Raw genomic sequence first — 26,463 nt, 5'->3', positions numbered from 1 at the left:
GCCGGCAAACCGGAGCGTTTGACCCTCGCGGCGGGGCGCCCGTACGCTCCTTCGTCTTCCGTTGCTCCGAGGGGGAGCTTCCCGCCGTGGCCTTCGACCTCAACCTGCTCCGCTCCGAACGGCTCTACCGCAACAGCGCTCCCGTCAGCGTGGTGATGGCGGACCTCGGCAGGCTTCGCGCCATCGACGCGGAGATGGAGGAGAAGAAGAAGTCGTGGAACGGCCGAGGCCGTGCCTTCGCTGCCCTGGCGGCCCTGTTCTTCGTCGGGGCGCTCATCACGCCCGTAGGGCCCGTGGGCGCCGGCATGTCCGCGGTGTCGTTCGTGGCCATGGTCGTCTGCTTCATCGTGGCCGCGCGCTACAGCGGGCTGGACCTGGAGAACCGGCGCTACGAGCTGGTGGCCCGCATCCTCCAGCGGCTGCGCAAGGACATCGCTCCGGACGAGCCCGTGGCGGTGGAGCTGGACTTCCGTCCCACCCAGGATGCGCGGTACCTCACGAAGCGGGGCAAGGTGAAGGACTGGAACGCCGAGTCCTTCGCCCAGCGGTGGCTCTCCTTCCAGGTGCGGTTGCGGGACGGCACGCACCTGCGGCTCGGCATGGAGGAGCGGCTCCAGGCCCGGAGCCGCACGCGGCGCAATCCCCGGGGCAAGTACAAGACGAAGCGCAAGCAGAAGGGCGTGTCGTTCCTCCATGTCCACCTCCGCGTGAAGCCGGAGCGCCACCCCCAGCTCGCCCGGCTCGGCGCTCAGGCGCGGCAGGCGGTGCGGCTGCCCCAGGGCGCGTCGCTCTCGCGGCTGGACGTGGCGGAAGACCGGCTCGCCCTGCGTGTCGGGATGGCTCGCGACTGGGCGGCACAGGAGGGCGTGAAGCCCCCATTCTGTGACGCTCCCCGCGCCGCGCTGATGTCGCTGCTGAGCCTCTACCAGGTGCTCAACTACTCCACGGCCCTGCGCAAGCGGGAGCCGGCGAGGGCCTCCTCATGATGTCCCGTTTCCTCTTCCTCTCCCTGGTGGTGCTCACGAGCGCGGCCGGCTGCTCCAAGCCCGGTGGCTCCGAGGCCCAGGCGCCCCGCTCCCAGCAGAGTGCCGCCGCCAGCGACGAGGCCAGCGCCTCCGGCAAGCTCAAGTTCAAGGACGCGGACGACCGCGAGCGCTTCTCCCTCAAGCCGAAGGAGGACGGCGCCAAGCTGGTGGACGGCGAGGACAAGGAGCTGGCGCGCTACAAGTGGAAGGGCACCGCGCTCAAAATCTCGGGCCCGGACGATGCCGTGCTCGGCTACGTCGTCGGCTCCGCGGGCGGCGCGCTCACCGTGCGTGACGCCGAGCAGCGGCAGATTCTCTTCACCCTCGCGCGCCAGGGCCCCGGCTGGCGGCTCAACGACGCGAAGGGCGCGCTCCTCTACTCCGTATCCCCGAGTGACGACGGGGCCGACATCCAGGACGCCGCCGGGAGCGAGGTGGCCCGGGTGAAGCTTCGCGAGGGCAAGGTGTCCCTGCGTGACGCGAGCGGGCGCACGCTGCTGGCCACGAAGTCGCTGGTGCGCGCCGACGCCGCCGCGTGCCTCGCCTTCGAGCGGCTGGACCTGCCGCTGCGCGTGGCGCTGCTCTTCTTCCTCCAGTCGGAGGCCCGGCAGCCATGAGCCCTCCTTCCGAGGCCCCGTGCCAGGAGAGCACCGGCTTCCTCTTCTCGCACGAGTGCGGCCAGCCCATGGCGGCGGCGTGCGGCCGCTGCGGGAAGATTCTGTGCAAGGACCACGTCACCTTCGCGGAGGCGGAGACGCTCTGCCTCTCGTGCACCGAGGCGGACGACGAGGACGACGGCGGCGAGGCGGACGGCGACACGGACTCGAGCCTGGATGAGGACGACCCGAGCTACTACTACAAGGACTACGGCTACTACGGCCCCGGCTCCGTGTGGGGGCGCGGCTCGTCCAGGGACCCGAACGACTTCACCGAGGCGGACGGCGAGAGCCTCCGCAACGAGGACGACGCCTCCTTCGAGGAGGACCTGGGCGGGAGCTGATGGCCGCCCTTCGCTGGCTCGTCTACGCGCTCGGCGGTGGGATGGGGCACCTCACCCGCGCCGGCGCGCTCGCCCGCATGGCCGCGCGCCGGGGGCACGCCGTCACGCTGCTCACGAACAGCCCGTTCGCCTCGGGCCTGCCGCTGGAGGAGGTGCTGGGGCCCGGTGTCACGGTGTGGCGCCCGGGCGCGGCGCTGGACAAGCAGGCCGTGCGCGGGGCCGTGGCGCGGTGGCTCGATGCCGAGCGCCCGGACGTCTTCGTCGTGGACGCCTTTCCTCGGGGCCTGGGCGGCGAGTTGGCGCCGCTGCTGCCGGGCCTTCGCGCGCGGAAGGTGCTCATCCACCGCGACCTCAACCCCGCCTATGTGGAGCGATTCGACGTCGCGCGCGCGGTGGACGCCTTCGATTTGCTGCTCGTTCCGGGCGAGGACGCGCCCTTCGCCGGGCATCCCCGCGCCGTGCGGACCGCGCCATGGTTGCTGCTGGAGGAGGGGGAGCTGAAGCCTCGCGCCGAGGCCCGCGCGCGGCTGGGTGTCCCGGTGGAGGATGAACGGCCGCTGGTCGCGGTGATGGGGTGCGGCACCCCGGCGGAGGTGGCGGAGGCGGGCGCCATCGCCTCGCGGCTCCAGACGCGGCTGGGGGACACGGCGCTCGTGAGGTGGCTGGTGCCTCCGGTGCCGGCGTCGCTCCGGCCCCACCCACTCCGCGTGTCCGTGTGGCCCGCGCTGGCCGTGCTTCCCGGCGTGGATGTGCTGGTGGGAGCGGGGGGCTACAACACCGTGCACGAGGCGCGCGTGACGGGCACTCCGTTCGTGGCCCTGGCGCGTCCCCGGCTCTATGACCGGCAGGCGCTCCGGCTGCGTCACGACGAGCGGGCCGGCTCCATGGACGAACTGGTGGAACGCGCCGTCCTGCTCGCCCGCTCGCGCCCGGCCCGGAGGCCCGGGCCGTACGTCAGCGGCACCCGGGACGCCGTGGCGCACCTCGAGCGCGTGCTGCTCAGTGCTTGAGGTCCTTGTGGCCCGGGGCCGGGTCGATGCCGTGGGCCATGACGAAGTGGTAGAGGACCTGCCGGTCCTCCTTCGGGCCGCCCATCAACTCCACCAGGACGTGGCCCTGGGCGCCGGTGTCCGGGTCCGGAGCGACGTTGACCTCCGCCACCTCACGGCCCGCCAGCACCAGCTCGCCCACGAGCACCTTGCCCTTGAGCACCTGCACGATGAACTGGCGCTCCTCCTCCAGGAGGGCCCAGTGGAAGTCGTCGTGGTCGTAGAGCATCGCGTCCACGGAGCCACAGCGCAGGATGCAGTGCGTGTGTTCCTGGAGCCAGCGCCAGAAGCCATCGAATTTCAGGGTGCGTACCGGCTGGGAGAGTATGTCCATGGAGACCTCGCACGTGGCCTGGGACGCTTGCCTGCCACGGCCCTCCTCCTAGCACGGACGGAGCCGGCCGGCGCTGGCGCCGTGCAGGGAGACTCTCCCCGTGCCCGCCTGCTGTCCAGTCCGCGAATCCCCCTCGCGGCGTGCTTGTTCCTCCAGTCAGGAAGGGGGCGCTGTCCACCCACGCCCCCGGTTTCCGGGAGGCCCCGCGTGAGATTCCCCGCTGTTGGCCCGGTGCCGAGCGGCACCCGCGTGCTTCTTCGGGAGGCCGTATGAGCCTGCGTGCCTGGCTCGCCGCCGCCATCGGCCTGCTGGCCTTCCTCACGCTGGCGGCCGCCATCTCGCTCGTCGTGCTGACGAGCGTGCTGGACCGGTCCACCAAGACCCTGCGCGACTCCGTCGAGGGCGTCCGGCTCGCCGAGGAGGTGGAGGTCGGCCTGCTCTCCCACGTGCGGCTCGTCCGGGAGGGGCTCACCACGGTGCCCATGGGCACGGGGCGCGCCACGCGCCAGGAACTGGAGGCCTCCCTGCGCCCCCAGCTCGACGAGCTGAGGAGCATCGCCGCGACCGACACCGAGCGCGCGCTGCTGGAGCAGGTCGCCCGGGACATCGACGTCTACCTCGCGCGGCAGGGGGCCCGGGGCGCGAGGCAGACGCCGTCGCTCGACGCCGCGCTGAACGGGCTGGAGCAGGTCATCGAAATCAACGTGGCCGAGGCCCGGGACGCGCGCGACCAGGCGGTGCGGACGAACCGCCTGGCCGACATCGTGGGGTTCGCGCTCGGCGCGCTGCTGCTGCTGGGGGCGGTGGTCGTCTCCGTGCTGCTGCGGCGCATCGCCCTCCAGCCGCTGCGTGACATCAGCGAGGCCATGCGCCGCTTCGGCTCCGGGCGCAAGCGCACCCGCGCGCCCGTGGCGGGGCCCACCGAGCTGCGCGACATGGCGCGCACCTTCAACGAGATGGCCAACAGCCTGGCCCACCAGCAGGACCAGCAGCTCGCCTTCCTGGCCGGCGTGGCCCACGAGCTGCGCAACCCGCTGTCCGCCCTCAAGCTGTCCACCGCCCTGACGGGCCGGGGCCGCGCGCCGCTCACCCCGGAGCGCATGGAGCGCACCCTGGCGCTGGTGGGCCGGCAGGTGGAGCGGCTGGACAGGATGGTGGGCGACTTGCTCGACTCCACCCGCATCGAGGCCGGCAAGCTGGAGCTGCGGCCCGAGGTGCGCGACGCGCGCGAGCTGGCGGGCGAGGTGGTGGAGCTCTACCGCTCCGGAGACAGCGGCCACGTCCTCCAGCTCTCCCTGCCGGACACGCCCGTGCTGGTGCGCGCGGACGCGGCCCGGCTGGAGCAGGTGCTGCACAACCTGGTCAGCAACGCGCTGAAGTACTCGCCCGCCGGCAGCCGCGTGGACGTGGCCGTGCGCCGTGAGGACGGCGAGGTGCTGCTGTGCGTGACGGACCAGGGCATCGGCATCTCCGAGGAGGAGAAGCGCCTGCTCTTCGCCCCCTTCCAGCGCGCCGGCAACGCCCGCCAGCGCGCCCCGGGCGTGGGCCTGGGGCTGTCCGTGGCCCGCCGCATCGTCGAGGCCCACGGGGGCCGCATCGAGGTGGACAGCAAGCCCGGCGTCGGCTCCGTCTTCCGCGTGCGCCTGCCGCTCGCCTCCGTGGAGGTCCGGCCCCCCGGGGAGGCGCCGGGGCCGTCCAGTCCAGTGCCTCCGTCGGGGACCCTGCACTGACGGGGGGGCTTGCGGGCGCAGTCCGCCGAAGCGTTTCCTGCCACGCGTCGGCCCATGGAGGCAGGATGCGCACTACGGGCCCCGGACGTACCTTCCGGACCACACCAAGGGAGTTTCCTGGAATATGAAGATTTCGCGCCGAGTCGCGCCGCTCGCGGCCCTGTTGGCCCTGGGAGCCTGTGCATCCCGTCAGCAGGCGCCGGCCGCCACCGCCGCCACGTCCGCCCAGGCGGCGGCCCCCGTCATGCAGTCCGCGGAGGGGGGCTTCTCCGTCGCGATTCCCACCCCGGTGAGCGAGGAGCACCGCTCGCAGGCCACCGAGGTCGGCGAGGTGACACTCCACACCTTCATCGCCGTACGCCCGGAAGCGGACACCGCCTACTACGTCTCCTATACGGACTTTCCTCCCGCCGCGGTGTCCAGGGCGGACCCGCGCGACGTGGTGGCCCGCGCCAGCCACGGGGCCCTGGAGGCCCTGGGCGCCACCGGCCTGTCCTCGCGCCCGCTGATGCTGGACGGCTTCCCTGGCTGGGAGGTGGAGGGCGTGTCCGGCCCGCGCCACCTGCGCGGCCGCTTCTTCCTGGTGGGCCCGCGCCTCTACCAGCAGCTCCTGCTGCACCCGGAGGGCAAGCCGCCCCAGGACGCGGAAGCCTTCTTCGAGTCGTTCAAGCTGGACCCTCAGGTGACGGCGATGCTCACGGGTGCGCGCCGCTCGTGAGGCGCGTGTGCGCGGCGCTACCGCGAGGGCGGCCGCGGCGGCAGGCTCACGGTGAAGGTCGTTCCCTCCTCCTGGGAGGAGCGCACCGTGAGGGTGCCGCCGTGCGCGCGGACGATTTCGTGCGCGATGTAGAGCCCCAGGCCCAGCCCCCGCCGTCCCGGTGTGTGTGGGCCGCGGCGGAAGGGCTCGAAGAGGTGTGGCTGCAGCTCGGGCGGAATGGGGTCTCCGTGGTTGTGGACCTCCAGCACGGCGAGCGGGCCCTCGGCGCGCGTCACCACCGTCACCGGAGTGCCCTCCGGGCTGTGCTGGAGCGCGTTGCCCACCAGGTTGGACACCACCTGCACGAGCCGGTTGCGGTCCCAGCGGCCCGGCGGTAGCGGCGCCAGGACGCCGCGCAGCTCTCGCGTGGGCCAGGCCACCTCCAGCTCCTCCATCACCTCCTGGCAGAGCGCGTCCAGGTGCGTGGGGCCGGGCTGCAGGGGGAAGCCGTCTCCCAGCCGCGCGCGGGTGAAGTCCAGCAGGTCCCCAATCATGCGCTCCATGCCGGCGGCGCTGCGGGCGATGCGGGCCACCGCGCGGCCCTGCCGCTCGTCCAGCGTGGCCGCGTGCAGGAGCGCGTTGGCGCCGGCGAGGATGGCGCTCAGCGGGTTGCGCAGGTCATGGCTCACGATGCCGAGGAAGTGCTCCCGGAAGCGGGAGGTGCGCTCGCGCTCCGCCTCGGCGTGGAGGCGCTCGGTGACGTCGAGCACGGTGCTGACGTAGCCCGCCACGGTGCCGTCCGGCAGGACGTGCGGCACGTAGGTGGCGTTGATGCTGCGGGTGCCGCCGCTGTAGGGCACGGGCCGCTCGAAGTGGACGCGCTGGCCCGCCAGCGCCACGTGCACGGCGGGGCGCAGCAATTCGTAGGCGGCGTCTCCGACGACCTCGCGCACGGTGCGGCCGAGCATCGCCTCGCGGGGCAGGTTGAACCACGCGGCGTAGGCCGTGTTGGCGAAGCGGTAGCGCTCCGTCGCGTCCACGTACGCCAGCATCACCGGCGCGGCGTCCGCCACCACGCGCAGCCGCTGCGCGTAGGTCTCCAGGTCCTCGGCGGGCGGTGGGAGGAAGGGGGGACGCAACACATACCGGCCGTAGCACGGCCGCAAGTCCGTCGCTTGCAAGCGGGCCCGGACGTTCAGCGCAGGACATCGCGGGCGTGTGCCAGATGGCAGTCGCGCCCGGGACGCGCTGACGCGGCGCGACGCCCGCTCGCTCGCTACTTCCGCCCCAGCATCCGCGGGATTCCATGGAGCCCGAAGCCCTCGGTGGGCTGGTTGCGCGTGTTGATGGCTCATGAGGTATGGAATCACCGCCATGAATCTCTCGGCGGTGGACCTCAACCTCTTCCTCGTCCTCCACGCGGTGCTCGAGACGGGCAGCGCCACGGGGGCGGCCCGGCAGCTCCACGTCACGCAGTCCGCGGTGAGCAACGCGCTGGCCCGGCTGAGGGACGTGCTGGGAGACCCGCTCCTGGTGCGCAGCGGGCGGGGGCTGGTCCCCACGCCCCGGTGCGAGGCGCTCAGGCCGCTCATCGCCTCCGCGGTGGCGCAGCTCCAGGCGGCGGTGGACGGCCAGCACTTCGACCCGGCGGCGAGCACGCGCGAGTTCACGATTTCCTGCGGAGACAACCAGGTCCTCTGTGATTTGCCGCTCATCGTCGAGGCGTTCACCCGGCGGATGCCGCGGGCAAAGCTGCGCGTGGTGAGCGTGGACTACGTCATCGCGAATGACGGGATGGCGAGCGGTGACGTGGACGCCGCCCTGGGCCCCGTGCAGGTGGCCTCACGCGAGGGCTTCTTCGCGGAGCCCCTCTACCTGGAGGACGTGGCGTTCATCGTCCGGAAGGACCACCCGCGCCTGCGCGGGACGACGCTGACGAAGGAGGCCTTCAACTCGGCCCAGCACGTGGACCTGCACATCTCGCAGGGGCGCCCGGGCGTCGGCCACCGGCTCTTCGACCAGTTCATGAAGGACCACGGCCTCACCCGGGACATCGCGCTCACGGTGTCCCACTTCATCGCCGCGGGCATGGCCGTCAGCCGGACGGACTACGTGGCCGGGATGCCCGCCCGGACGGCGGAGGTCCTGTGCGCCATGCTGCCGCTGAAGCGGCTGGAGCTGACCCCGAGTCCCGGCTCGATGGTGATGGCGCTCATCTGGCACTCCCGCACCCACGCGGACCCGGGCTCCCGCTTCTTCCGGGAGCTCGTCATCGACGCGCTCAGGGATGGCAGTGTGCCGAGACGGCCGCCAGCAGCTCGTCCATCTCGAAGGGCTTCTTGATGATGGCCTGGATGCCGGGGAACGTGACCCGCCCGCTGGCGGTGACGAGGATGACCGGCAGCGCGGCCAGCTCCGGGTCCTTCCGCAGGTGCCCGACGAACTCCTCCCCGTCCATGACGGGCATCATCAAATCCAGCAGGATGATGCACGGGCGCAGCCGCGGCTGGCGGTTGAGCAGCTCCAGCGCCTCCTTGCCGTTGTCGGCCTGGACCACCGTGTAGCCCTCGAACGAGAGGATGTCCTGGACGGCCTCGCGGATGTCGGGGTCGTCGTCCACCACCAGGACGGGGGCTGATGCGGGGCTCACGCCGCCATTCTCGTGGGAACGGCGGGAATGGGAAGGGGGAATACAGGAGAGTGTTTCAGAGCACGCGGTGCTCCCGGACGGTGACGCGCAGCGTGTAGCCGCCCTGGGGTGGAGGGTTGGTTCCACCCTCGCTGTCACGCCCCCAGGCCACCACCGCCAGGTCGTCCAGCGCGGACAGGCCCTGGCCATTGGAAGGCGGCGCGCGAAATCTCCAGTCCGGCCGCCAGCGAGGACGCGAGGATGACCTGTGCGCGAGGAGGGTCTCATACGGCTTCCGCGGCTTGCCGACAGGCCTGTCTCCCCCGCCGGAGCACGCCAACCCACGCGCCCTGGTACGCTTCCCCTTGCACGGGCTTCGCTCACGGCAACCCATGACGCCACGCAATCCGGGACGTCCGCGCGGCAGGTTGCCCGCGAGGTAGAGTGACGGAATGACTGCTCGTCTCCTCCTGCTCCTCGTCTCGCTGGCGCCCGTCCTTGCCTCCGCGAAGGAGCCGAGGCCCCGCACGTACGACATCATCATCGTCGGCGGTGGGAAGACGGAGACCGAGGCCCAGGCTGCGCTGGACCGCCTGAAGGAGAGGGTGCTCTGGGTGCGTCTGACGGCGGGGCGCTGGAACTATCCCGGAGTGAAGAAGTCCGATGACTACCCCGGCCTCAACAAGGGGCTGCACATCGCCGTGCTCGGGCTGTGTGCCAAGGGGAACGGCACGAACGCGAAGGCGCTCGTCAAGGCGGTGAAGGTCCTGGCGCCGGGGACGTACTCCAAGAGCATCAAGGGCCAGTATGGCGACCCGTGCCCGCCCATTGGCGCGTTCACCCCGCCGGATGCCGAGGAGAAGAAGCACCTGGACCGCATCGCGCAGGAGCCGAAGTCCGCGGATGCGTACGTCGCCTATGGACTGGCTCTCAAGGAGCAGGGCCGGCTGGAGGAGGCCCGCATCGTCGTCGACGAGGCGCTGGAGCTCGACCCGAGTCACGCCGAGGCCAAGGGGCTGGCCGAGGTGTTGACTGTGCTGCTGACGGACTGATTCGTGGCGCGGTAGGGCTTCGCACAAGGCAGGGAGCCGCCTGGCGGTGCCTGGGCCATGGCGGTGCATCGGAGAAGGCGCGAACGGGGCGGCCCTCGATGAAGGCCCTCGCGTTGCACGGACCGGGATGGACGTCCCGCCGCGTTCCCGGCCGCCCGGGAGCCAAGGCACTCGACCCGCGCATCCCTCCATCGAGACCCCTGGCATCTATCCATCGAAGGCCAGGCGGCGCGACGGCCAGGTGACGCGGCCAGGCGCTCGCGCTGTCGAGATGCGCATGAGGGCGCGGCGTGGCGATGCTCCGCTGAAAGGAGCGCTCCTTCCGCGGCATGGTGTCTACCTCAGGGGGCTGACATGCCAGGTGGGTTGGGGCCCGCCGCCACCGGCGAGGACTCGGCGGGTCACGTGGAATGGACGCTCCATTCCGCGCGTGGCGGCCCGGGGGAGCCGACATGGCGAAGAGGTTCGGGGCGAGGGGCGGTGAGGGCTGCGCGGGCCGCGCGGAACGGACGCTCCATTCCGCGCATGGCGGCCCGGGCGGGAGGCTGACAAGGTGGAGAGGCGGGGCCCATACGTGGTGAGCGCGTGGCGGGCCACGTGGAATGGAAGTTCCATTCGGGACCTGGGCGGCTCGGGGCTGACGTGCCGGGTGGTGAGGCGGGGCCCATGAGTGGTGAGCGCCTGACAGGCCATGCGGAACGGACGCTCCATTCCGCGCATGGCGGCTCGGGGGGCTGACATGGCGAGAAGTCGTGGCATGGGAGACAGGGCCTGGGGCTTCGCGGGGCCTCGGTCTCCCGGCACTCCGAAAATGTCCGAGTACCGTTGCGGCTACCGCGTGGCCGAGGCGGCTCCATGGCAGGACTCATCCGCGTCCTGGATGAGCCCGGGTGTCAGGCTCGGCGGGGATACTTCTCCTCCAGCGCATTCCGGAGGAGGCACCCATGACGAGCCCGATGACCGGTATTTCCCCCGCACAGCCCGTGTCCCCTCAGCAGCAGGGCGCGGCACCTGTGGAGAAGCAGGGCGAGTCGAGGTTCGACGGCGTCCTCGCGGACAAGGCCCGCGCCACCGGCGAGGTGGGGAGCACGCCCGCCGTTCAGCCGGCGCACGCGGTGGAGGGCATCGCCCCGACGGAGAAGCCCGCGCTCCACGCGGTGTCCCATGTCGTGCGCGCGCTGGAGCAGGGGCAGCGTGACCTGGACCGCATCATCCAGGAGGCCAGCTCCGGCAAGCCGTTCTCCAACGCGGAGCTGCTGTCCTTGCAGGCCTCCATGTACCGGTACACGCAGGAGCTGGACCTGGTGAGTCGCGTGGTGGAGAAGGCGACCACCGGCCTGAAGGACGTCGTCAAGACGCAGGTGTAGCCGCCCTCAGGCGCAGCGCGGAGTCCAGGCCCAGCCCCGCGAGCACGCCGGCCGTGTAGCAGACGAGGTCGCTCCACAGGAACCCCGCGCCCAGCACCAGCCGGCCCGGCAGCGTCCTGCGCACCGCGTTCAGCCAGGGCGCCTGGTAGAGCTGGCTCACCTCCACGGCGAAGGAGAAGGCCAGGGCCGCGCCCGCCACATGAAGCACGGGCCACGTGGGCGCCACGAAGCGCAGCAGCAGGAACACCAGCAGCGCCCACAGCGCGTCCCCCGCGTAGGCCGCGAAGAACGGCGGCCACGGCACCGACTTCGAGCGCGAGGCCAGTCCCAGCAGCAGCACGAGCACCGCCAGCACCAGCGTGGTGAGCCGCACCCGGCGTGGGGAGGGGGCGGAAGGGTGGTTCATCACGCCCCGGTGTACACGGGTTGGAGGCGGCGGTGGGGAACTGTTCAGCCACGAGGGCCGGGGAGGACCGCCCTACGCCCATGGGGGAGGGTGCCCGCCGGTTCCGAGGCTGGAGGTACCTCATGAGGCGCCAGGCAGGGAAGCAGCGGGCGGCCGGGAAAATGCGTGGGCGGGAGCTTTCGTCTACGCTGCCCGGCGCATGACGCATTCGGAAGTCCGGTGGCGCGGGCGGCGGACCTGGCTCCCCGTCCTGGTCTGTGGCCTGCTGGCCGCCTTCGACATCGGAGCGGAGCCGCGAGTGATGCCTGCTCGCCCGGCACGCGTCCAGGCGCTCCAGGAACTGGCACAGCGGCTCGGCGCGCCCGGGGCCCGGGTGGATGACCCGTGTGTGACGCCCTCGCGGGGGACGGGCTGCGCGCGCACCGCCCTGGCGCCCTTCTTCGAGTCGCTGGACGCGCTGGCCGCGGGCTCGGCGTCCGGCCCCGTCGTCATCGAGGCCTTTGGCAACTCGTTGATCGCCGGCGACCGCATCGTGGACGTCCTCCGCGAGGACCTGGGCCTGGCCTTCGGCGACGCGGGCCGGGGCGTGCTGCTGGTGGACCGCATGGCCCCGTACGGGGGACGCAGCCGCACCGCTTTCAGCGCCGCCGGCTGGCAGCCGCGCACGCTGGGCGAGCTGCGCGCGCCGCCGCTGCCGTTTGGCATCACCGGCGTGTACCACGTGGCCACCGCCGCGAAGGCCCGTGGCCGTTTCAAGCTGGAGGGCGAGTCGCGGGGCACGCTGTGGTGGCTGGACGTGCCGCATGGCGGGGCGCTCACCGTGTCCAGCGGCGGCCAGGTGCTGGCGCGGACGGAGCCCTCCGGAGACGGTAGGGCGCGCGCCACGCACTTCGAGCTGCCCGCGGGCGCGAAGTCGGTGGACGTGGTGGCGGAGGGGAAGGGCGCGGTGGTGCAGGGCGTGGTGCTCCAGCACTCGCGCCCCGGCATCGTCCTGGACATGCTGGGCGTGCCGTCCGCGGACGCCGGGCTCTACGCGCGCATGGACGACGCCATCCTCCGCTCGCAGCTCGCCGAGCGCGCGCCCCGGCTGCTGCTCTTCTTCCTGGGTGGCAACGAGTCCAAGCGCCTCGAGTGGAAGCGCATGGACCTGGAGAAGCTGCGCTCGGACCTGCGGACGTTGCTGGGCCGCGCGCGACTGGCCTCGCCGGGCAGTGCCTGCATGGTGGTGGGCCCCATGGACGCCGTGAGCGATGCGCGCGGTCCGAACAAGACGCGGACGCAGCGCCCGTTCCTGGAGGCGGTCATCGCCGCCGAGCGCGAGGTGGCGCTCGCGCAGGGCTGTGCCTTCTTCGATACCTTCACCGCCATGGGCGGCAAGGGCTCGCTGCTGCGCTTTCACGCCGCGGGCTTCATGCACGTCGATATGGTGCACCCGCGCGGCAAGGGGCTGGACCTGCTGGGGCATTTCGTCACGGACGCGCTGTTTCGCGCCTGGGTGGAGACGCCGTCCCCGGCCGGCGGGGTGGCCTCGCTGACAACCGGCACTCCGGCCCCACTGCCTGTTCCCACCGCGGAGGCCACGCCATGAGCACCGCATCCTGGAAGTCCCTGGTCGCCGCCTTCCTGCTGTTGCTCGGGCCCGCGTCGCTCGCGGCCCCGCGCGGCTCGCCGGTGTGCGAGCCCGTCGGTGCCGAGGAGGCCGGGGGCGAGGCGGAGGCGCGGGGCGCGTCGGAGACCGGCGCCGTGGCGGAGGCGCGGACCGGGACGGACGCTGGCGCCGTGGCGGAGGCGCGGACCGGGGCGGACGCTGGCGCCGTGGCGGCGGTTCGGGGCGCACCGGAGGCCGGCACCGTGGCGAAGGCCCCGGCCCGGGTGGCTCCGCGCGCGTTCCCTCCGGAGGTGCAGCGCGCGCTGGACGCCATCGTCCGCGCGGAGATGTCCCAGGGGCCCACGGCGGCCCTGTCCGTGGGCGTCACGCGGGGCGACCAGCGCTGGGTGTGCGCCTATGGCCAGAGGGACCTGGCGCGCCGCCTGCCCGCGACGCCTCGCACCACGTACCGCATGGCGTCCATCACCAAGTCCTTCACCGCCGTGGCGGTGCTCCAGCTGGCGGAGCAGGGCAAGCTGGACCTGGACGCGGACATCAGCACCCTGGTGCCGGGCTACCCGCGCAAGCAGTGGCCCGTCACCGTGCGTGACTTGCTGGGCCACCTGAGCGGCGTGCCCACGTACGACGGCCCCTCCTCCGCCCACAACGTGAAGCCGATGAGCACGGCGGAGGCCATCGCCGTCTTCGCGGAGAAGCCGCTCGCCTTCGAGCCGCGCACCCGCTACCTGTACACGACGTGGGGCTTCAACCTGCTGGGTGCCGCGGTGGAGGCGGCGTCGGGCCAGTCCTACCGTGACTACCTGCGCGAGCACGTCTTCAAGCCCGCGGGCATGGAGTCCGCGGACCTGGACATCCTCGCCACGCGTGACGAGCACCAGGCCGCGGGCTACCGGGTGGCGGACGGCGCGCTGAAGCCGTCGCGCTTCCTGGACGTGACGAGCCGCTTCGGCGGCGGCGGCACCCGCGCCACGGTGGGGGACATGCTCGCCTTCGGACGCGCGGTGCTGCAACACACGCTGGTGTCCCGCGAGACGATGGGCCGCATGCAGGCGTCCATGGCCACCAGCGACGGGCGCCTCACCGACTACGGCATGGGCTTCGCGACGTACCCGCTGCGCGGCCACTACCTGGTGGCCCACGCGGGCGGGCAGCCGGAGACCACCACGCTGCTGGTGATGTTCCCCGCCGAGGACACGGTGATTGCCCTGGCCACCAACGTGGAGGGTGAGGCGAAGCGGATGCGGCGCCTGTCCATCCGGGTGATGGAGCAGGTGCTGGAGGAAGGCGTCACCCGCCGCGACGCGCACCTGACGGACCCGGTGGACTCGGTGGTGTACGAGGGACTGGGCCGCATCGCCAGCTACGGGCTGGCGTACCACCAGTGGGCCACGCGCGGGCCGGGCACGCTGCCTCCGGACGAGGATTTGCCGGGCGCCTTCGCGCGAGTCTCGGAGTTGCTCGACCGGCGGCTCATCGCGAAGGACTCGCGCGCGGCGCTGGAGCGCATCCGCGGCGCGCATGACCCGCGCATGGGCTCCGTCTTCATCCGCGTGGGCGCGCACATGGCCCGCATGCTGGAGCAGACCCACGGCGCCGAGCGGCTGCGCACGTACCCCACCGAGGGAGCGCTGTCCTTCTTCGCGGACTACCTGGCCGCCTGCGACGCGCGCGGGCTTCCCGACACGGAGCGCTTCGGCGAGCCGCTGCGCGGGGACCTGCTGCGCTTCGTGTCGAGCTGGAAGCGCGCGGAGGTGCCGGCGCTGCGCCGCATCCGGCTGGACGAAATCAGGAGCCCGGAGAAGCACTGGCCCGCCCTGCGCGAGGCGGCGGCCGCGGCCCCGGAGCTGCGCCCGGACTACTCGGACGAGCTGCTGCGCATCGCCGAGGGACATGCCCTGAAGAAGCAGACGGCGGCGCGGCTGCGCTGGCTGGAGCGCGCGGTGGAGCTGCAGCCGCGGAGCGTGGATGCCCGGGTGGCGCTGGCCCAGGGGCTGCTGGCGGCGAAGCGGGACGGCGAGGTGCTGCCGCACCTGCGCGAGGCGCTGGCCACGCCCCAGGGGGCCCTGGCGTTGACGCCCGCGGGGCTGATGAAGCGCGCGAACGAGGCGGAGTCCCCGCGCGTGGGCCTGGGCCTGCTGCGCGCGGGAGCCGTGCTGCACCCGGAGTCTCCCGAGCTGTGGGAGGCGCTGGCGAAGCGCGAGGGCGCCCAGGGGAACAGGACCCAGGCCCGGGCCGCGCTCCGCCAGGCGCGGCGGGCGCGTGAGTCCACTCCCCCGCCCACGTCTTCAGCGAGCCGCCCCACGGGCGAGAGGGGGGCCCCGGGGCCCGTGCCGGATGACCACGGGCTGGTGCGCCCGCGCTGAGCCGCGCCGCGGGCGCTGTGGACAGGCCTTCTCCGTGCGAGGATGTGCACGCTCATGAACATTCCCTGTCCCCACTGTAGGGCCTTCGTCGTCCCGGGTGCGCAGTTCTGCGGTGTGTGCGGCACGTCGCTGCTGCGTGAGGCGGTCCCTGGTTCCTCGGAGCCCGTGTGCGCCGTCCATCCCCACCTGCTGAGCCTCCGCGCGTGTGAGCGCTGCGGCAGCTTCGCGTGCCCGCAGTGCCTGCGTCAGAGCGACCGGGGCGAGGCGCTCTGCGCGTCGTGCCATGAGCGCACACCGTCGGGACAGGTGGCGTGGGACCAGCGCGCGGAGCTGGGGACGCTCAAGGCGTTCTGGAACACGTGCCTGGACGTCATGTTCCGTCCGACTCCCACCTTCGAGCGCATGCAGCCGATGGGCTCGGTGGGCAGCTCGCTCGGCTTCGCGGCGCTGTGCAGCTTCGTGGGCATCTTCACCACGATGCTCGTCTACATGGCGTTCATGGCCGTCTTCCCCATGCCTGACGAGAGCATGAAGAGCGACAACATCAGCCCGGTGGCGTTCCGGGGCATGATGGTGGGCATCTTCGCCGTCTGGATGGTCCTGGCGCCCGTCATGGGGCTGCTCACCACGCTCTTCACCTCGGCGCTGGACCACCTCCTGCTCCGGATGGTGGGCACGGCGCAGCCCTACGCGGTGACGCTGCGGGGCAATGCCTTCTCCCAGGCGCCCTTCCTGCTGGGGCTGATTCCCTTCTGCAGCCTCTACGTGGCGCCCTTCTGGTCCATCGGCCTGCGCGTCGTCGCCTACCGGAGCCTGCACGGTACGAGCTGGGGCAAGGCGGCGCTGGGGGCGCTCGCGGCGCCGTTGCTCTCCTGCCTCGTGTGTGGTGGCGGCTACCTCGCGCTCATCCTGATGGCGGCGTCGGTCGCGCCGGGCGCCGGAAGCTGAGCAGGGTGGACAGCTTCGGAGACGGGGGGATGATGGCGGTAGCGGCCGGGCGCCTGGAGGGCTCCGGGCGCTCCGGCGGTGACGGCTACTGCGCGGTGGACGCGTCGGACGACGGGACGGCGGCGGTGACGATGCGTGACTTCGGCCAGAAGCGCGCGTCGTACACGCCGTCCAGCGTGAAGACGCGCTTCCTCGCCTTGGCGTCGTAGACGCGCGCGGACGTGTTGGAGGCGACGAGCAGCAGGGGCCCGCGCGTCCGTACCACCACCTCCGTCGTGGGCGGGAGGTCCAGCGCCTCCGGCTCCACCAGCCGGTCCTGGTCCTCCCAGCGCAGCGGCGGCATGAGCACGGGCAGCTCGCCCGCGGCCTGCCACGCATAGAGGGGGCCTCCGTGCGTCTCCATGGAGACCCACACGCCGAACCTCGAGTGGCCCTTGTCCGTCACCACGGCGTCGAGCCGGGCCGCCTCCTCGCTGCCTTCCGGCAGCTCGGTCGCCGCGGGAGCGTCGGGGTCCACCCCGGACGTGGAAGAGACCAGCGTGCCCGCCGTGGCCAGCGCGCCCGTGCCGGCCGCCGCGTCCGACTCATAGACGGTGGCCACCGTCTCCACGCGCTTCCACGCGTCGCCCTCGCGGCGGAAGGCATGCGCCAGTCCGGGGCCGCCTTCCGGTTCGGTGATGGGGATGCGCTGACCCTCGAAGACGAAGGACTCCGCGCCGCCCTCCTTCTTGCGCACCAGGTCTTCCACCTGGGACACCAGCGCGACGGGGTGGCCCGCCGCGTCGAAGCCGAGTGTGTCCGTGTGCCCCACCTCCGGGAGCGGGAGCGGGGTGCCCTGGCCCGCCTGGAGGTCCACCCGCCAGGCGCGCGGCTTCACGGCGCCGCCGCCGCGATCAACGACGACGCCCTGCCGGCCGTCCGGGCTCCACGCGAGGCGGAGCCGGTCGCACGCGGCGTCCACGGTGAAGAGCGCCTTGCGCGCGCCGGCCGTGTCGTGGCGCGTCCACGTGCAGCCCGAGGGCTGTGCGTCCTGGAGGTAGGAGAGGGTGAACGCCGGCACGGGCGCGGCCTTCGCCTCCGCCGGGGAGGGGGCGGGGGAGGGCGCCACGGGGGCGGAGTCCTGGGACTTCTTGCAAGCACCGAGCAACAGCACGGAACCGAGGAAGAACGCGGGGCCGAGACGGCGGTCCATGAGGCTCTCCGGGGGGAGGAACGCCTCCACCATGGCAGAACGCAGGGAGTGGGCGGAAGTCACTCGCGGCATAGCCGGTGGTACACAAAGTTTCTCCGCGCGGGGCCCTTGGCGCTTGCCTGCCTGGCGCGACGCGGGTGGACGCGGCGGGGGTGAAGTAGCAGCCTCGCGAGCCATGGCTTCGTTCGACCTGACAGCTCCCGAGGTCCAGGAGCAGGTCATCTCCCTGGGCACGCTCATCGTGGACCTGGTGGGCGTCTTCGCGGGCGCGGTGCTGGGCGCGCTCGAGGCCGAGCGCCGGAAGATGGACCTGATGGGCTTCCTGGTGCTGGGGCTCGTCTCCGGGGTTGGCGGTGGCATCATCCGCGACACGCTCTTGCAGGCCGGGCCCCCGCTGGCGCTGGTGCGGCCGTCGTACCTCGTCGCGGCGCTGGTGGGGGCGTTCGTCGCGTTCCTCCTGGACCTTCGCAAGGGGCCGGGTGTGCGCGTCCTGGCGACGCTGGATGCGCTGACGCTCGGCTCGTTCGCGGTGGCGGGGACGCAGCGGACGCTGGAGGTGGGGCTGCACCCCGGCACCGCGCTGCTGATGGGCGTCATCACCGCCGCCGGAGGCGGGGTGGTGCGCGATGTGCTCAGCCGCCAGACGCCGGCGCTGATGCGAGCCGTGCCCGGCTACTACGCCACGGCGGCGCTGGCGGCGAGCGCGGTGTGTCTCGCGCTCTCACAGGCGGGGCACCCCCGGATGGCGCTGGTCGTGGGGATGCTGGTGGCCACGACGCTGCGGCTCGTGTCGCTGCGCTTCGGCTGGAGGCTGCCCGTGAAGCGGACGCGCGGAGACGGGCCGCGCGAGCCAGCCCATCACGGCCACAAGACCGAATAAGCCCTCACCCCACCTGCGGTGGCTTGAAGCACAGCCGCACCACGTCTCCACGCCGCAGGGGCGCGAGGTGCTCCGGCAGCTCGCCCCGCACGCGGAAGGACTTCACGTAGTAGCTGCCGCTCTCCACCGCTGGCAGCCCGTGCTCGGCCAGCCATGCGCCCACCCAGGCGCGGCGCTGGGCGTCCACCGCCTGCATCCGCTCCAGGTCCACCGCCATGAAGGCCCGCGCGGCCAGCGCGTTGTAGAAGTACGTGTGCCAGTTCCACTGCGTCTCGAAGCGCTTCCGGTACGGGTGGTCCTTGTGCACCAGCGCCACGCCGAGCTGTGACGCCGTCAGCCCGAAGCCCCGGCTGAAGCTGATGGACAGCACCGACCTCTGCAGCAGCGGCAGGAGCTGGCGCGCCACCTCCGTCCGCTCCGGCGCGGCCAGCGTCGGGTAGAGGTTCAGGTTCAGCAGGGCGTGCGTCGACGCGCCCAGGAAGGCCAGCATCTCCTCCGTGACGTGGCCATTGCGCACCGAGGGAATGCACAGGCACGCGAGCTCACCCGGTGACTCCGCGTCCCAGGTGATGCGCTCCTGCTGCGTGCAGCCCACGGCGAAGCCGTGCCAGTCCCCGGGGTACAGGCGCACCGGCTCCCTCGCCGCCACCGCCTCCACCAGGTGGCTCATGAAGTCGCAGTCGCTGCCCGCCGCGAAGGCCACGTAGTCGTCGAAGCGCCACACGCCGCCGCTCAGCGCACTCAGCCGCGCCTTCACCCTGGGCACCAGCTCCTCGTGGAAGAAGCGCAGGCCCCGCGTGTAGTGCTGCGTCAGTTCGTCCGCCGTCAGCCCCTCGGCCGCGCGCCGGTACGCCTCCGCTCCCGCCGCGTACCCCACCGGGAGCAGCGGGCGGAACGTCTCCACCGTCTCTGGGGACAGGGCCTTCGCTAGGACTCTAGCCGGTACAACAGGCTCCGCGAGTCCTCCAGTGACGCGTACACGCTCCCGTCCGACAACAGATTCAGCGAGCGGCATAACCCGTTCTCCTGCTCCCACTGCGGCGTCGGCTCCCGGTAGTAACAAACCCGCACCTCCTCGATGCTGCGAATGACGGGGCCCCAGGGCAGGCGGCTCACGATGCGCCCCTGGCCCTCGAAGACGTCCTCTTCCACCTGGTGCGCTCGCGCCCACCGGTCCGCGGGGGACTCGCGGAACACCGACTGCGCATAGGCCACGTACGTGTGCTTGAAGGTGAACTCGCGCACCCCGAGCGGCGCCAGCGCGCGGATGTAGCGCCAGGCGTCCTCACGGCTGTCCACGTGCCCGCGTGCCATGACGCAGGTGGCGCGCACCTTGAGCGGCCTCGCGGCCTCCAGGAAGTCGTCGCGCAGCGGCGCCTGCCTGCCCATCAGCGCACGGTTGTCCGTGTCGTCCACCGCGTGCCGGGACCAGCAGACGTAGGAGAGGCCCGCTTCCGCGAGTTCCTCCGCCAGCGCGCGGGTGAGGAACGTGCCGTTGGTGAAGAGGGCCACCTCGTCGAAGAAGCGGCGGCCCTCGCGGACGAGGTGCACCACCGTCTCCGGGCGCAGCAGCGGCTCGCCGCCACCGGTGATGACCAGGCGCGTGGCCCCGCGCTCGCGCGTGTCACGGTAGTAGCGCGCGACATCGAGGCGCAGCAGGTCCGAGGTCTCGTGCTTCAGCGCGCTGATGGATGAGCGCGAGAAGCAGAACGGGCAACGCAGGTTGCACGCCAGCCGCACCGGCAGCACGCTGCACGTCAGCGCTCGGCAGGCCTCCCAGGGGACCCGGGCGGGAAGGGGCTCGACGATGCTCATCGGGATGACGGCAGCATAGTCGAGCCCCGCGAGGCTACTCCACCCACACGGCCAGTGGCAGGGACGTGCCTCCCCCGGGCTCGGGTGTCACGACCGTGACGTAGGCCGTGCCAGGTTGGGTGAGCGCGGTGGCGGGGACCACCGCCTCCAGCCCTTCCGCATACGGCTCTCGCCACGCCTGTGTGGGCAGCGGCAGGTCATTCCAGTGGACCACGCTGGTGGCGTGGAAGCCCGAGCCGGAGATTCGCAGCCGCAGCGCGGGCGCCCCGGCGCTCACGGTGGCGGGCTGCACGGCGGTGACGTGGGGCACGGGGCGCTCGGCCACCACGTTGAGGAGTGCCGGGAGCGAGGAGGTACCTCCCTCGGCGGCGCGTGACACGCTCATGAGGAACGTCCCCGGCCGGGACACGTCCTCGCCTCCGAGCTGGACATGGAAGCCGTCGCCCGTGGCGCTGTAGCGCAGGGGATGCGGCGTGCCTCCCCAGTCGACGGTGGTGGCCAGGTCGTGGTCGCTCAGGGGGCTGTAGTGGTCGAACCAGGCGAAGCCCTCGCCATGAAGGGACACGGGACGCCGCTGGTCCGCGGCCCAGGCACCCACGGAGACCACTCCCGGAGTCAGTCCCCGGAGCAGAGGAGGCCGCGGTCCCACCACGTGCAGATAGGCTGGAGCGCTGGGGGGCTCTCCGGGAGTCATGGCCCGAAGCTCCAAGGGCCCCTGGGTGGACAGGTCTTCCGGCGTCAGGCGCGCCGTCATCCATGTGGAGCTCTGGAGGTACGAGGTCACGGTCCGGCCATCCACCGTGACGTACGAGTCCCCGGTGAAGCCGGAGCCGTACACGCTGAGGAACACGTCGTCCCGAGGAGGCTCGACGACGCGCGGGGAGAGCTGGATGGCGGCGGCGCCCGGCTCGCGGATGACGAAGCGGAGCTCCTCGCTCGTGCCGCCCCCGGGAGCGGGGTTGGACACCGTCAACCGGGCGACTCCCGGCACCTGGAGGAGGCGCGCGGGAACGGTCACCCTGTACCCGCCGGTCGCCCAGTCGCTCCCCGTGGGGAGCACTTCTCCATTCCAGCGGACCACCGAGTAGGGGCCGAGCCCCGCGCCCCACACGCCCAGGCTCAGCTCGCCGCTGCCAGCCGGGGCGCTCATCTCCGACAGGCCCGAGAACATGGGCACCGGCCGGCGGGCATCCACCTTGAGCAGCAGGGGGAGCGATGTGCCACCCCCGGGGCCGGGCGTGTGGACCGTCACCGTGCGCACACCGGACGTCGACAGGTCCGAGGTGTCCAGCCACGTGGACAGCGTGCCAGAGTCGTACGTGGTGTAGCGCGCCTGGCCGTCCAGCCGGATGACGGAGCGTGGCGTGAAGCCGCCGCCATAGACCCAGAGGCGCACCGGGTCACTCCCCGCCGGCAGCACCGCCGGCCAGAGCTCACGGGTCACGGGGGCGGGCGCCGCGGCCACCACCTGGAAGGCGAGCGGCGCCGACGCGGTGCCATCCGTGCCCCGGCGCACCGTCACGAAGTTCGTGCCCGGCAGCTTCAGCGCGTCCGCGGGGAGGGTGGCCACCAGGCTGGTCTCCGAGCCGTGCGGGCCAGGGAGCGTGTCCAGCGCCCGGTCATTCCAGTAGATGACCGCGTCATCGCCGAAGCCCTCGCCGCCGACTAGCAGGACAGCGCCGTTCGTGCCGGCCTGTGCCGACGGGGGGGACATCGATTGCAGCGCGGGCCCCGTCATCACCGGCACGGGGAAGGGCGCCGACTGGAGGCCCCGGGTGCTCTCCAGCTTCACGGAGGCCCGTCCCGGGGTGGCGAGCGCCTCGGGCGGCAGGAGTGCCAGGCGTGTGTCCTTGCCCAGGAACACCGAGGACACCGGCTTCCCGTTCCAGGTCACCACGGTGGTGGAGCGCAGGTCGCGACCCTGGATGCTCAGGCCGAAGTCGGACACGCCGCCATCGGCGGTGGTGTTACGGGCGGCGGTCGCGCTCAGGGTGGGAGGCCAGACGCCCTCGATTCGCGGCTCGGGGTCGCTTATCCGCAGGCGGAGCGGAGCGGTCGTGAGCATGCGGGGCCCGGGGGCGGTGAGGACGACGGTGTCGCCGTCCTCCGGGGAGGCGGTGGCCAGGGCCGAGGTGGGGAGCTCCACCTCGGCGGTGCCGGTATCCAGCACCGTCACGGGCCAGGCCTCGCTCCGGAAGCGCAGCACGCCGCCGGTGACGAAGTTGCGGCCGGTCAACCTCACGCGAAGAGGGCTGCCGGGTTCGGTGAGGGCCGAGTCCGGGCTGATGCCGAGGAGCACCGGAGTGGGATAGGGCAGCAACAGGCGGTGGGCCCCGCCGCCGGGGGACGGGTTCCGGATCTGGAGCAGGTCGTCGGAGCTCCAGGCAAGGCCCTCCATGGAGAGGGTGGCGACCAGCTCCGTGTCGCTCACGAGCTGGAACGGGACCTCCGCTCCCTTGAAGTTCAGGACGCTGTCGCGGAGGAAGCCGCTGCCCACGACCCGGAGCCGTACCTGCTTCGCCTCGGCGTCCACCCACTCCGAGTCGATGCTCGAGAGCAGGGGGGCCGGATTCCGGGCGGGGGGCTGCGATGGGTCCTCCTCGCCCGGGGGAGGGGGCTGCGATGGGTTCTCCCCGCCCGGGGGAGGGGGCTGCTCCGGAGGCCGTTCCAGCTCCCGGCTCACGCCCGGCCCACAGGCCACCAGCATGCACAGCGCACCCAGCCACAGCGCTCTTCCCATCCTGCTCCGCGTCACGACCGCCTCCGTCATCTCGTTCACGCGGAAGAACCCCGTGGCGCCTGAAACTGCGCAACGGGCCGCGCCCGTCCGTGGCTAGAGGTCCACCCGCGCGCCCAGCTCCGCGCCGGGCAGCAGCCGGAGCCTCCCTGCCCCGTCCTGCGGGACGATGGAGAGGGGCGCGCGGCCACCGAGCTGGAGGGCCAGCCGGGATGCCACCTTCCACGACAGCGTGGCCGTGGGACCCAGGCTGGGCGCGAGGGCCCAGCCGACGCCGGCCCCCGTGGACTGCCGGAGGAACTGCGCGCCCGCCTCCACACCCACGGCGGCCTCCAGCGCGCCCCGCCGCGTGCCCCAGCGGTAGCCCAGGGCCAGGACACCCGCGGCCTCGCGCCCCACGGGGCGGGCTCCTCGCGCCACCTCCACCGAGGCCACCAGCCCCCGCGAGTCCGTGCCGCTCAGCTCCAGCCGCAGCGCCTGGAGCGGCCCCATGTCCTCCGCCACGGACTTGCGCAGGCCGGCGCCGATGCCCAGGCGCAGGACGGGCTCACGGGGAGCGGGCTCCACCGCGGCGCCCTTGGCGCCGGACACGGGCGTGGCGGACGGCATGGGCGCGAGGTCCTCCCAGCGCACGTGCCGCACCTCGCCGGCGGCCGCGCGCACGGTGCCGCCGTGCTGCCGTCCGGCGCGCCAGGCGCGCAGCTCATAGTCTCCGGGAGGTACCGCCAGCCGGGGCACCGCGCCCGGGCCCAGCTCGGCCAGCACCTGGCCCCGGTCCGGACGCAGCAGCAGCGCGCGCTCGAAGTCCGACGGCAGCTCCAGCGCCGTGCCGGGGCTGGGAAGCTGGGTGAGCACCAGCTCGCCCTTGCCGCTCAGCCGGTAGTCATAGGCCGGGTGCTGGCGGCCCAGCAGCACGTCCGCGGTGGCCGACACGGTATGGGCGTACGCGTACTGGTACGCCTCCGCGAGCGTCACCAGCCCGTCTCCCGAGCTGTCCGCCGCGCCGCGCAGTCCGGACACCAGGTGGTGCGTGAAGAGGGAGCCGCCCACCTCGCGCGACTCGAGCGCCAGCTCGTCCTCCGCGCTGGAGGTGAGCAGCGCGTGGCCGGTGCTGTGCAGCTCGTCCGTCAGCCGCAGCTCGAAGCCGGGGCCGGGACGGCCACCCTTGAAGCGCAGGAGCGCGCCGCTGCGGCAGCTGTCCACGATGGCCAGGCGCACGTCCGCCCGCGTCGCCTCCAGCCACCGTCGCAGGTCCGCGTAGGGCAGCCGCTCCGTGCCCAGCTCCAGCGCCACGCCGTCCGAGTGCCCGGAGAAGTAGAAGAGCAGCACCACGCGCGTGCCGGGCACGGCGCGCAGGGCGGCCACCTGGCGGGCCACGCGCTCGAGCGCACCACGCACCGTGGCCAGGTCCCGGCCCTGGAGCACGAGGAGGTCCGAGGGCGCCACGTCCCCCAGCTCCGTGAGCACGCTCGCGAGCTTGGCGGCGTCCGCCTCCGCGTAGCGCAGCGGCGGGCGCTCGCCGCTTCCGACGTTGTGGCCCACGAGGACGGCGAGCCGGCGGGTGCCGGCCTGGGCGGGCAGGGCCGCGGTGAGCGCGGCGGCGAGCACGAGGCAGCGGGCGAGGAGCGTCACGGCGAGGTCTTCTCGAAGAGGAAGGTGGCCTGTGCCCCCGCGGGGACGGGCAGGCGGGTGCGGTCCCGGATGGCGTCGGCCCCACCCGCGGCGAGCTCCTTCAGCGCGGGGGCGACCGCGTCGAAGGCCAGGGGCTCGCGGGAGAAGAGGGCGAAGAGTCGCTCGGGGCCGCGCGCGTCGTCCAGCACGATGCTGCCGGGAATCTCCACCACGCCCCGGGTGGGAAGAAGGGCGCTCCGCGCGCCGCCGTAGGGGTGGTACGTGTTCACCTGCCCGGCGCCGTCCACCGACACCACCAGCGCGTAGGGCAGGCCTCCCGGGTCCACCCGGAAGCGCACCTGGTCACCCGGGGAGAGCGCCTCGCCCTCCTCCACCTTCCAGGTGCGCGCGTCCCGGTGGGCATAGAGCTGGAGTGCCGCGCCGCCCTTCACGCCGAACTCGGGCTCCACTCCGGCCACCGGGCGCAGCATCAACAACAGCACGGCGGCGGTGGCCAGCGCGGGCACCCACCAGCGCCAGGCGGAGGCCCACGCGGGCGGCCTCCGGAGGGCGGGCGCGGTGCGGGGCAGCACGTTCACCGTGAAGTGGCTCCGCAGCGCCGCCAGCTCTCCGGCGCGGGCGCGGCAGGTGGCGCAGGCGTCCAGGTGGGCCTGCGCGTCGGTGCGCTCCCGGGCGGGCAGCGCGTCCAGCGCGAGGGCGTCGAGCTTGAGACTGGAGAGGTGGGCGGGATTCATGAGGGGCTGCTCCCGGTGAGCGTTCGGGCGTGTCGGTGGAAGTCGGCGAGCCGGCTGACGACGGTGCGGCGGGAGATGCCAAGCACCCGGGCGACCTCGTCCTGCGTCATGCCGTCGGCGAGGTGGAGCCAGGCCACCTCCGCCACCTTGGGGGGCGCGGTGGTGATGAGGCGGCGCGCGAGGTCCCGGTCCTCCAGCAGCCGCTCCGCGTCGGCGCCCAGGACGTCGGGCAGGTCGGCCATGGGCTCCGCCCGGCGGCGGCGGTCCCTCGCCTGGTTGAGGCAGTAGTTGGTGGCGACGCGGTAGATGTAGGCCAGGGCCTGGCTGGCGTCCGGCGCGCGGTCCAGGTGGCGGTGAAGCCGGAGGAAGGTCTCCTGCGCGGCGTCGGCCGCCGCCGCGTCGTCGCCCAGTATCTGTCGGCACCGGGCGTACAGGGCGGGCCCGTAGGTGCGGTACAGCGCGTGAAGTCGGTCTTCGGGCATGGAAATTCCGGTGCTCGGCCCTGTACCAACACCCCAGGCCCCAGGATTGCGCAAATGCCCGCGGGGCTACCCCGGAAGGCGGAGCCGGGGCAGTGCGTCCATCAGCAGCGCCCGGCGCTCTCGCGGCACGTGGTGCCATGCGGCGCACAGGTCGTTCTCCTTCAGCCCCAGTCGCGCCAGCTCATCCCGCGCCCGCAGCCGCACGTCGCGCTGGTTCGACTGGAGCGCCCGCCGCAGCGGCTCCGCGCGAGTCTCCGCCGACTCCATCTCCGCCACCAGTCCGTCCAGCGCGTGCAGCGCGCCACTCACCGCTTCGTCATAGACACGTCCGCCCAGTGCCTCGCGAAGCTCGGCCGCGTCCGCCACCTCGCGCGCCAGTGGCTCCACGGACTCCAGTGGAATGGAGCCCGGGCAGTACGCCACCGTGGACAGGTCCACCGGCCGCGTGGCCCGGGCCACGTACACGCCGGGCACACCCGAGTCCCACGGCTGCACGTGCAGCGGCCTCAGGAAGACGAGGCGGCCGGTGTTCTCGTAATCCGTGTACGGCTCGCGGAAGCTCAGCGTGCGCATGTAGAGCAGCGGCGTGAGCGGGCCCGCCAGCCGGGGCAGCGTTCCGCGGAGATACCGTCGCAGCGCCACCGGGCCCAGGTCGCGGTACAGCACCGGGCAGGGCTCGTCCGGCTTCAGGGGCCTCAGCGGCGCGCCGGTGTGGAACTGGTAGCGCCGCAGGTCTTCAGCCGGGTACGCCGTGCCGGCGCGTTCGGGCGTCTCGAGCATGG

Annotated in this window: 26 protein-coding genes; 13 read left to right on the top strand and 13 right to left on the bottom strand. The window is 72.7% G+C overall.

Annotated features, from left to right (window positions below; all coding sequences use genetic code 11):
- Positions 1-86: 86 nt before the first annotated feature.
- The 4 genes from K8638_RS33600 to K8638_RS33585 are packed head-to-tail and all read left to right on the top strand — an operon-like array spanning position 87 to position 3,035.
- A complete protein-coding gene (locus tag K8638_RS33600; protein WP_223758774.1) occupies positions 87-986 on the top strand; it encodes a hypothetical protein in 900 nt (299 codons plus the stop codon).
- Complete coding sequence (locus tag K8638_RS33595) at positions 983-1,642, top strand: hypothetical protein (RefSeq protein ID WP_223758773.1); 660 nt, start codon at positions 983-985, stop codon at positions 1,640-1,642. Before K8638_RS33600 ends, K8638_RS33595 begins: the two co-directional genes overlap by 4 nt.
- Positions 1,639-2,025 (top strand): hypothetical protein, encoded by a 387-nt coding sequence (locus K8638_RS33590; RefSeq protein ID WP_223758772.1) that lies wholly within the window; start codon positions 1,639-1,641, stop codon positions 2,023-2,025. Before K8638_RS33595 ends, K8638_RS33590 begins: the two co-directional genes overlap by 4 nt.
- Positions 2,025-3,035, top strand: a complete 1,011-nt coding sequence (locus K8638_RS33585) for a hypothetical protein (protein ID WP_223758771.1) — start codon at positions 2,025-2,027, stop codon at positions 3,033-3,035. The genes K8638_RS33590 and K8638_RS33585 overlap by 1 nt, the downstream gene beginning before the upstream one ends.
- Here K8638_RS33585 and K8638_RS33580 read toward each other — a convergent pair.
- The gene (locus tag K8638_RS33580; protein WP_223758770.1) at positions 3,025-3,408 is read right to left on the bottom strand and encodes a serine/threonine protein kinase; all 384 of its coding nucleotides are present in this window, start codon (positions 3,406-3,408) and stop codon (positions 3,025-3,027) included. The genes K8638_RS33585 and K8638_RS33580 overlap by 11 nt on opposite strands.
- Before the next feature lie 269 nt (positions 3,409-3,677).
- Here K8638_RS33580 and K8638_RS33575 point away from each other — a divergent pair, with 269 nt between their 5' ends.
- Entirely contained in the window at positions 3,678-5,138 is a 1,461-nt protein-coding gene (locus tag K8638_RS33575; RefSeq protein ID WP_223758769.1) for a HAMP domain-containing sensor histidine kinase, read from the top strand.
- A 124-nt stretch (positions 5,139-5,262) separates the two neighbouring features.
- Complete coding sequence (locus K8638_RS33570) at positions 5,263-5,856, top strand: hypothetical protein (RefSeq protein WP_223758768.1); 594 nt, start codon at positions 5,263-5,265, stop codon at positions 5,854-5,856.
- A 17-nt stretch (positions 5,857-5,873) separates the two neighbouring features.
- Here K8638_RS33570 and K8638_RS33565 read toward each other — a convergent pair whose 3' ends face one another.
- Positions 5,874-6,977, bottom strand: coding sequence for a PAS domain-containing sensor histidine kinase (locus K8638_RS33565; RefSeq protein WP_223758767.1), 1,104 nt, complete (start codon positions 6,975-6,977; stop codon positions 5,874-5,876).
- A gap of 232 nt (positions 6,978-7,209) precedes the next feature.
- Between K8638_RS33565 and K8638_RS33560 the strand changes: the two genes are divergently transcribed.
- Entirely contained in the window at positions 7,210-8,178 is a 969-nt protein-coding gene (locus K8638_RS33560) for a LysR family transcriptional regulator (protein WP_223758766.1), read from the top strand.
- Here the strand turns inward: K8638_RS33560 and K8638_RS33555 are convergent.
- Both K8638_RS33555 and K8638_RS33550 read right to left on the bottom strand, forming a co-directional pair.
- The gene (locus tag K8638_RS33555; RefSeq protein WP_223758765.1) at positions 8,117-8,485 is read right to left on the bottom strand and encodes a response regulator; all 369 of its coding nucleotides are present in this window, start codon (positions 8,483-8,485) and stop codon (positions 8,117-8,119) included. The two genes, K8638_RS33560 and K8638_RS33555, sit on opposite strands and share 62 nt — an antisense overlap.
- Before the next feature lie 55 nt (positions 8,486-8,540).
- A complete protein-coding gene (locus K8638_RS33550; RefSeq protein ID WP_223758764.1) occupies positions 8,541-8,804 on the bottom strand; it encodes a hypothetical protein in 264 nt (87 codons plus the stop codon).
- A 112-nt stretch (positions 8,805-8,916) separates the two neighbouring features.
- On the opposite strand from K8638_RS33550, the gene K8638_RS33545 reads away from it, so the two are divergent.
- Complete coding sequence (locus K8638_RS33545) at positions 8,917-9,516, top strand: tetratricopeptide repeat protein (RefSeq protein WP_223758763.1); 600 nt, start codon at positions 8,917-8,919, stop codon at positions 9,514-9,516.
- A gap of 944 nt (positions 9,517-10,460) precedes the next feature.
- Positions 10,461-10,883: an ATP-dependent helicase HrpB gene (locus K8638_RS33540; protein WP_223758762.1), complete on the top strand. Its 423-nt coding sequence runs from the start codon at positions 10,461-10,463 to the stop codon at positions 10,881-10,883.
- On the opposite strand, the gene K8638_RS33535 is transcribed toward K8638_RS33540, so the two are convergent.
- Entirely contained in the window at positions 10,867-11,289 is a 423-nt protein-coding gene (locus K8638_RS33535) for a DUF2809 domain-containing protein (protein WP_223758761.1), read from the bottom strand. The genes K8638_RS33540 and K8638_RS33535 overlap by 17 nt on opposite strands.
- A 199-nt stretch (positions 11,290-11,488) precedes the next feature.
- Here K8638_RS33535 and K8638_RS33530 point away from each other — a divergent pair, with 199 nt between their 5' ends.
- The 3 genes from K8638_RS33530 to K8638_RS33520 are packed head-to-tail and all read left to right on the top strand — an operon-like array spanning position 11,489 to position 16,209.
- Complete coding sequence (locus K8638_RS33530; RefSeq protein WP_223758760.1) at positions 11,489-12,877, top strand: GDSL-type esterase/lipase family protein; 1,389 nt, start codon at positions 11,489-11,491, stop codon at positions 12,875-12,877.
- Positions 12,874-15,261 carry a serine hydrolase domain-containing protein gene (locus K8638_RS33525; protein ID WP_223758759.1) on the top strand — a complete coding sequence of 796 codons (2,388 nt, stop codon included), beginning with the start codon at positions 12,874-12,876 and terminating at the stop codon, positions 15,259-15,261. Before K8638_RS33530 ends, K8638_RS33525 begins: the two co-directional genes overlap by 4 nt.
- Before the next feature lie 54 nt (positions 15,262-15,315).
- Complete coding sequence (locus K8638_RS33520) at positions 15,316-16,209, top strand: YIP1 family protein (protein ID WP_223758758.1); 894 nt, start codon at positions 15,316-15,318, stop codon at positions 16,207-16,209.
- Between the two features lie 85 nt (positions 16,210-16,294).
- Here the strand turns inward: K8638_RS33520 and K8638_RS33515 are convergent, their stop codons facing one another.
- Complete coding sequence (locus tag K8638_RS33515) at positions 16,295-17,401, bottom strand: hypothetical protein (RefSeq protein WP_223758757.1); 1,107 nt, start codon at positions 17,399-17,401, stop codon at positions 16,295-16,297.
- A gap of 175 nt (positions 17,402-17,576) precedes the next feature.
- Between K8638_RS33515 and K8638_RS33510 the strand changes: the two genes are divergently transcribed.
- Entirely contained in the window at positions 17,577-18,281 is a 705-nt protein-coding gene (locus tag K8638_RS33510) for a trimeric intracellular cation channel family protein (RefSeq protein ID WP_223758756.1), read from the top strand.
- 4 nt (positions 18,282-18,285) lie between these two features.
- Here K8638_RS33510 and K8638_RS33505 read toward each other — a convergent pair whose 3' ends face one another.
- The 7 genes from K8638_RS33505 to K8638_RS33475 form a co-directional block, all read right to left on the bottom strand.
- Positions 18,286-19,185, bottom strand: coding sequence for a hypothetical protein (locus K8638_RS33505; protein ID WP_223758755.1), 900 nt, complete (start codon positions 19,183-19,185; stop codon positions 18,286-18,288).
- Positions 19,186-19,208: 23 nt separating this feature from the next.
- On the bottom strand, positions 19,209-20,096 hold the full coding sequence (locus tag K8638_RS33500; protein ID WP_223758754.1) for a radical SAM protein: 888 nt from the start codon (positions 20,094-20,096) through the stop codon (positions 19,209-19,211).
- 34 nt (positions 20,097-20,130) lie between these two features.
- Positions 20,131-22,836, bottom strand: coding sequence for a hypothetical protein (locus K8638_RS33495; RefSeq protein WP_223758753.1), 2,706 nt, complete (start codon positions 22,834-22,836; stop codon positions 20,131-20,133).
- A 93-nt stretch (positions 22,837-22,929) separates the two neighbouring features.
- Complete coding sequence (locus K8638_RS33490) at positions 22,930-24,465, bottom strand: caspase family protein (protein ID WP_223758752.1); 1,536 nt, start codon at positions 24,463-24,465, stop codon at positions 22,930-22,932.
- On the bottom strand, positions 24,462-25,199 hold the full coding sequence (locus K8638_RS33485) for a DUF4384 domain-containing protein (RefSeq protein WP_223758751.1): 738 nt from the start codon (positions 25,197-25,199) through the stop codon (positions 24,462-24,464). The genes K8638_RS33490 and K8638_RS33485 overlap by 4 nt, the downstream gene beginning before the upstream one ends.
- Positions 25,196-25,681 (bottom strand): RNA polymerase sigma factor, encoded by a 486-nt coding sequence (locus K8638_RS33480; protein WP_223758750.1) that lies wholly within the window; start codon positions 25,679-25,681, stop codon positions 25,196-25,198. The genes K8638_RS33485 and K8638_RS33480 overlap by 4 nt, the downstream gene beginning before the upstream one ends.
- Before the next feature lie 66 nt (positions 25,682-25,747).
- Positions 25,748-26,461, bottom strand: a complete 714-nt coding sequence (locus K8638_RS33475) for a hypothetical protein (protein ID WP_223758749.1) — start codon at positions 26,459-26,461, stop codon at positions 25,748-25,750.
- Positions 26,462-26,463: the final 2 nt, after the last annotated feature.

It is taken from the genome of Myxococcus sp. RHSTA-1-4 (assembly GCF_020037125.1).
Classification (GTDB): Bacteria; Myxococcota; Myxococcia; order Myxococcales; family Myxococcaceae; genus Myxococcus.
This window is presented reverse-complemented; position numbering and strand designations above follow the sequence as displayed.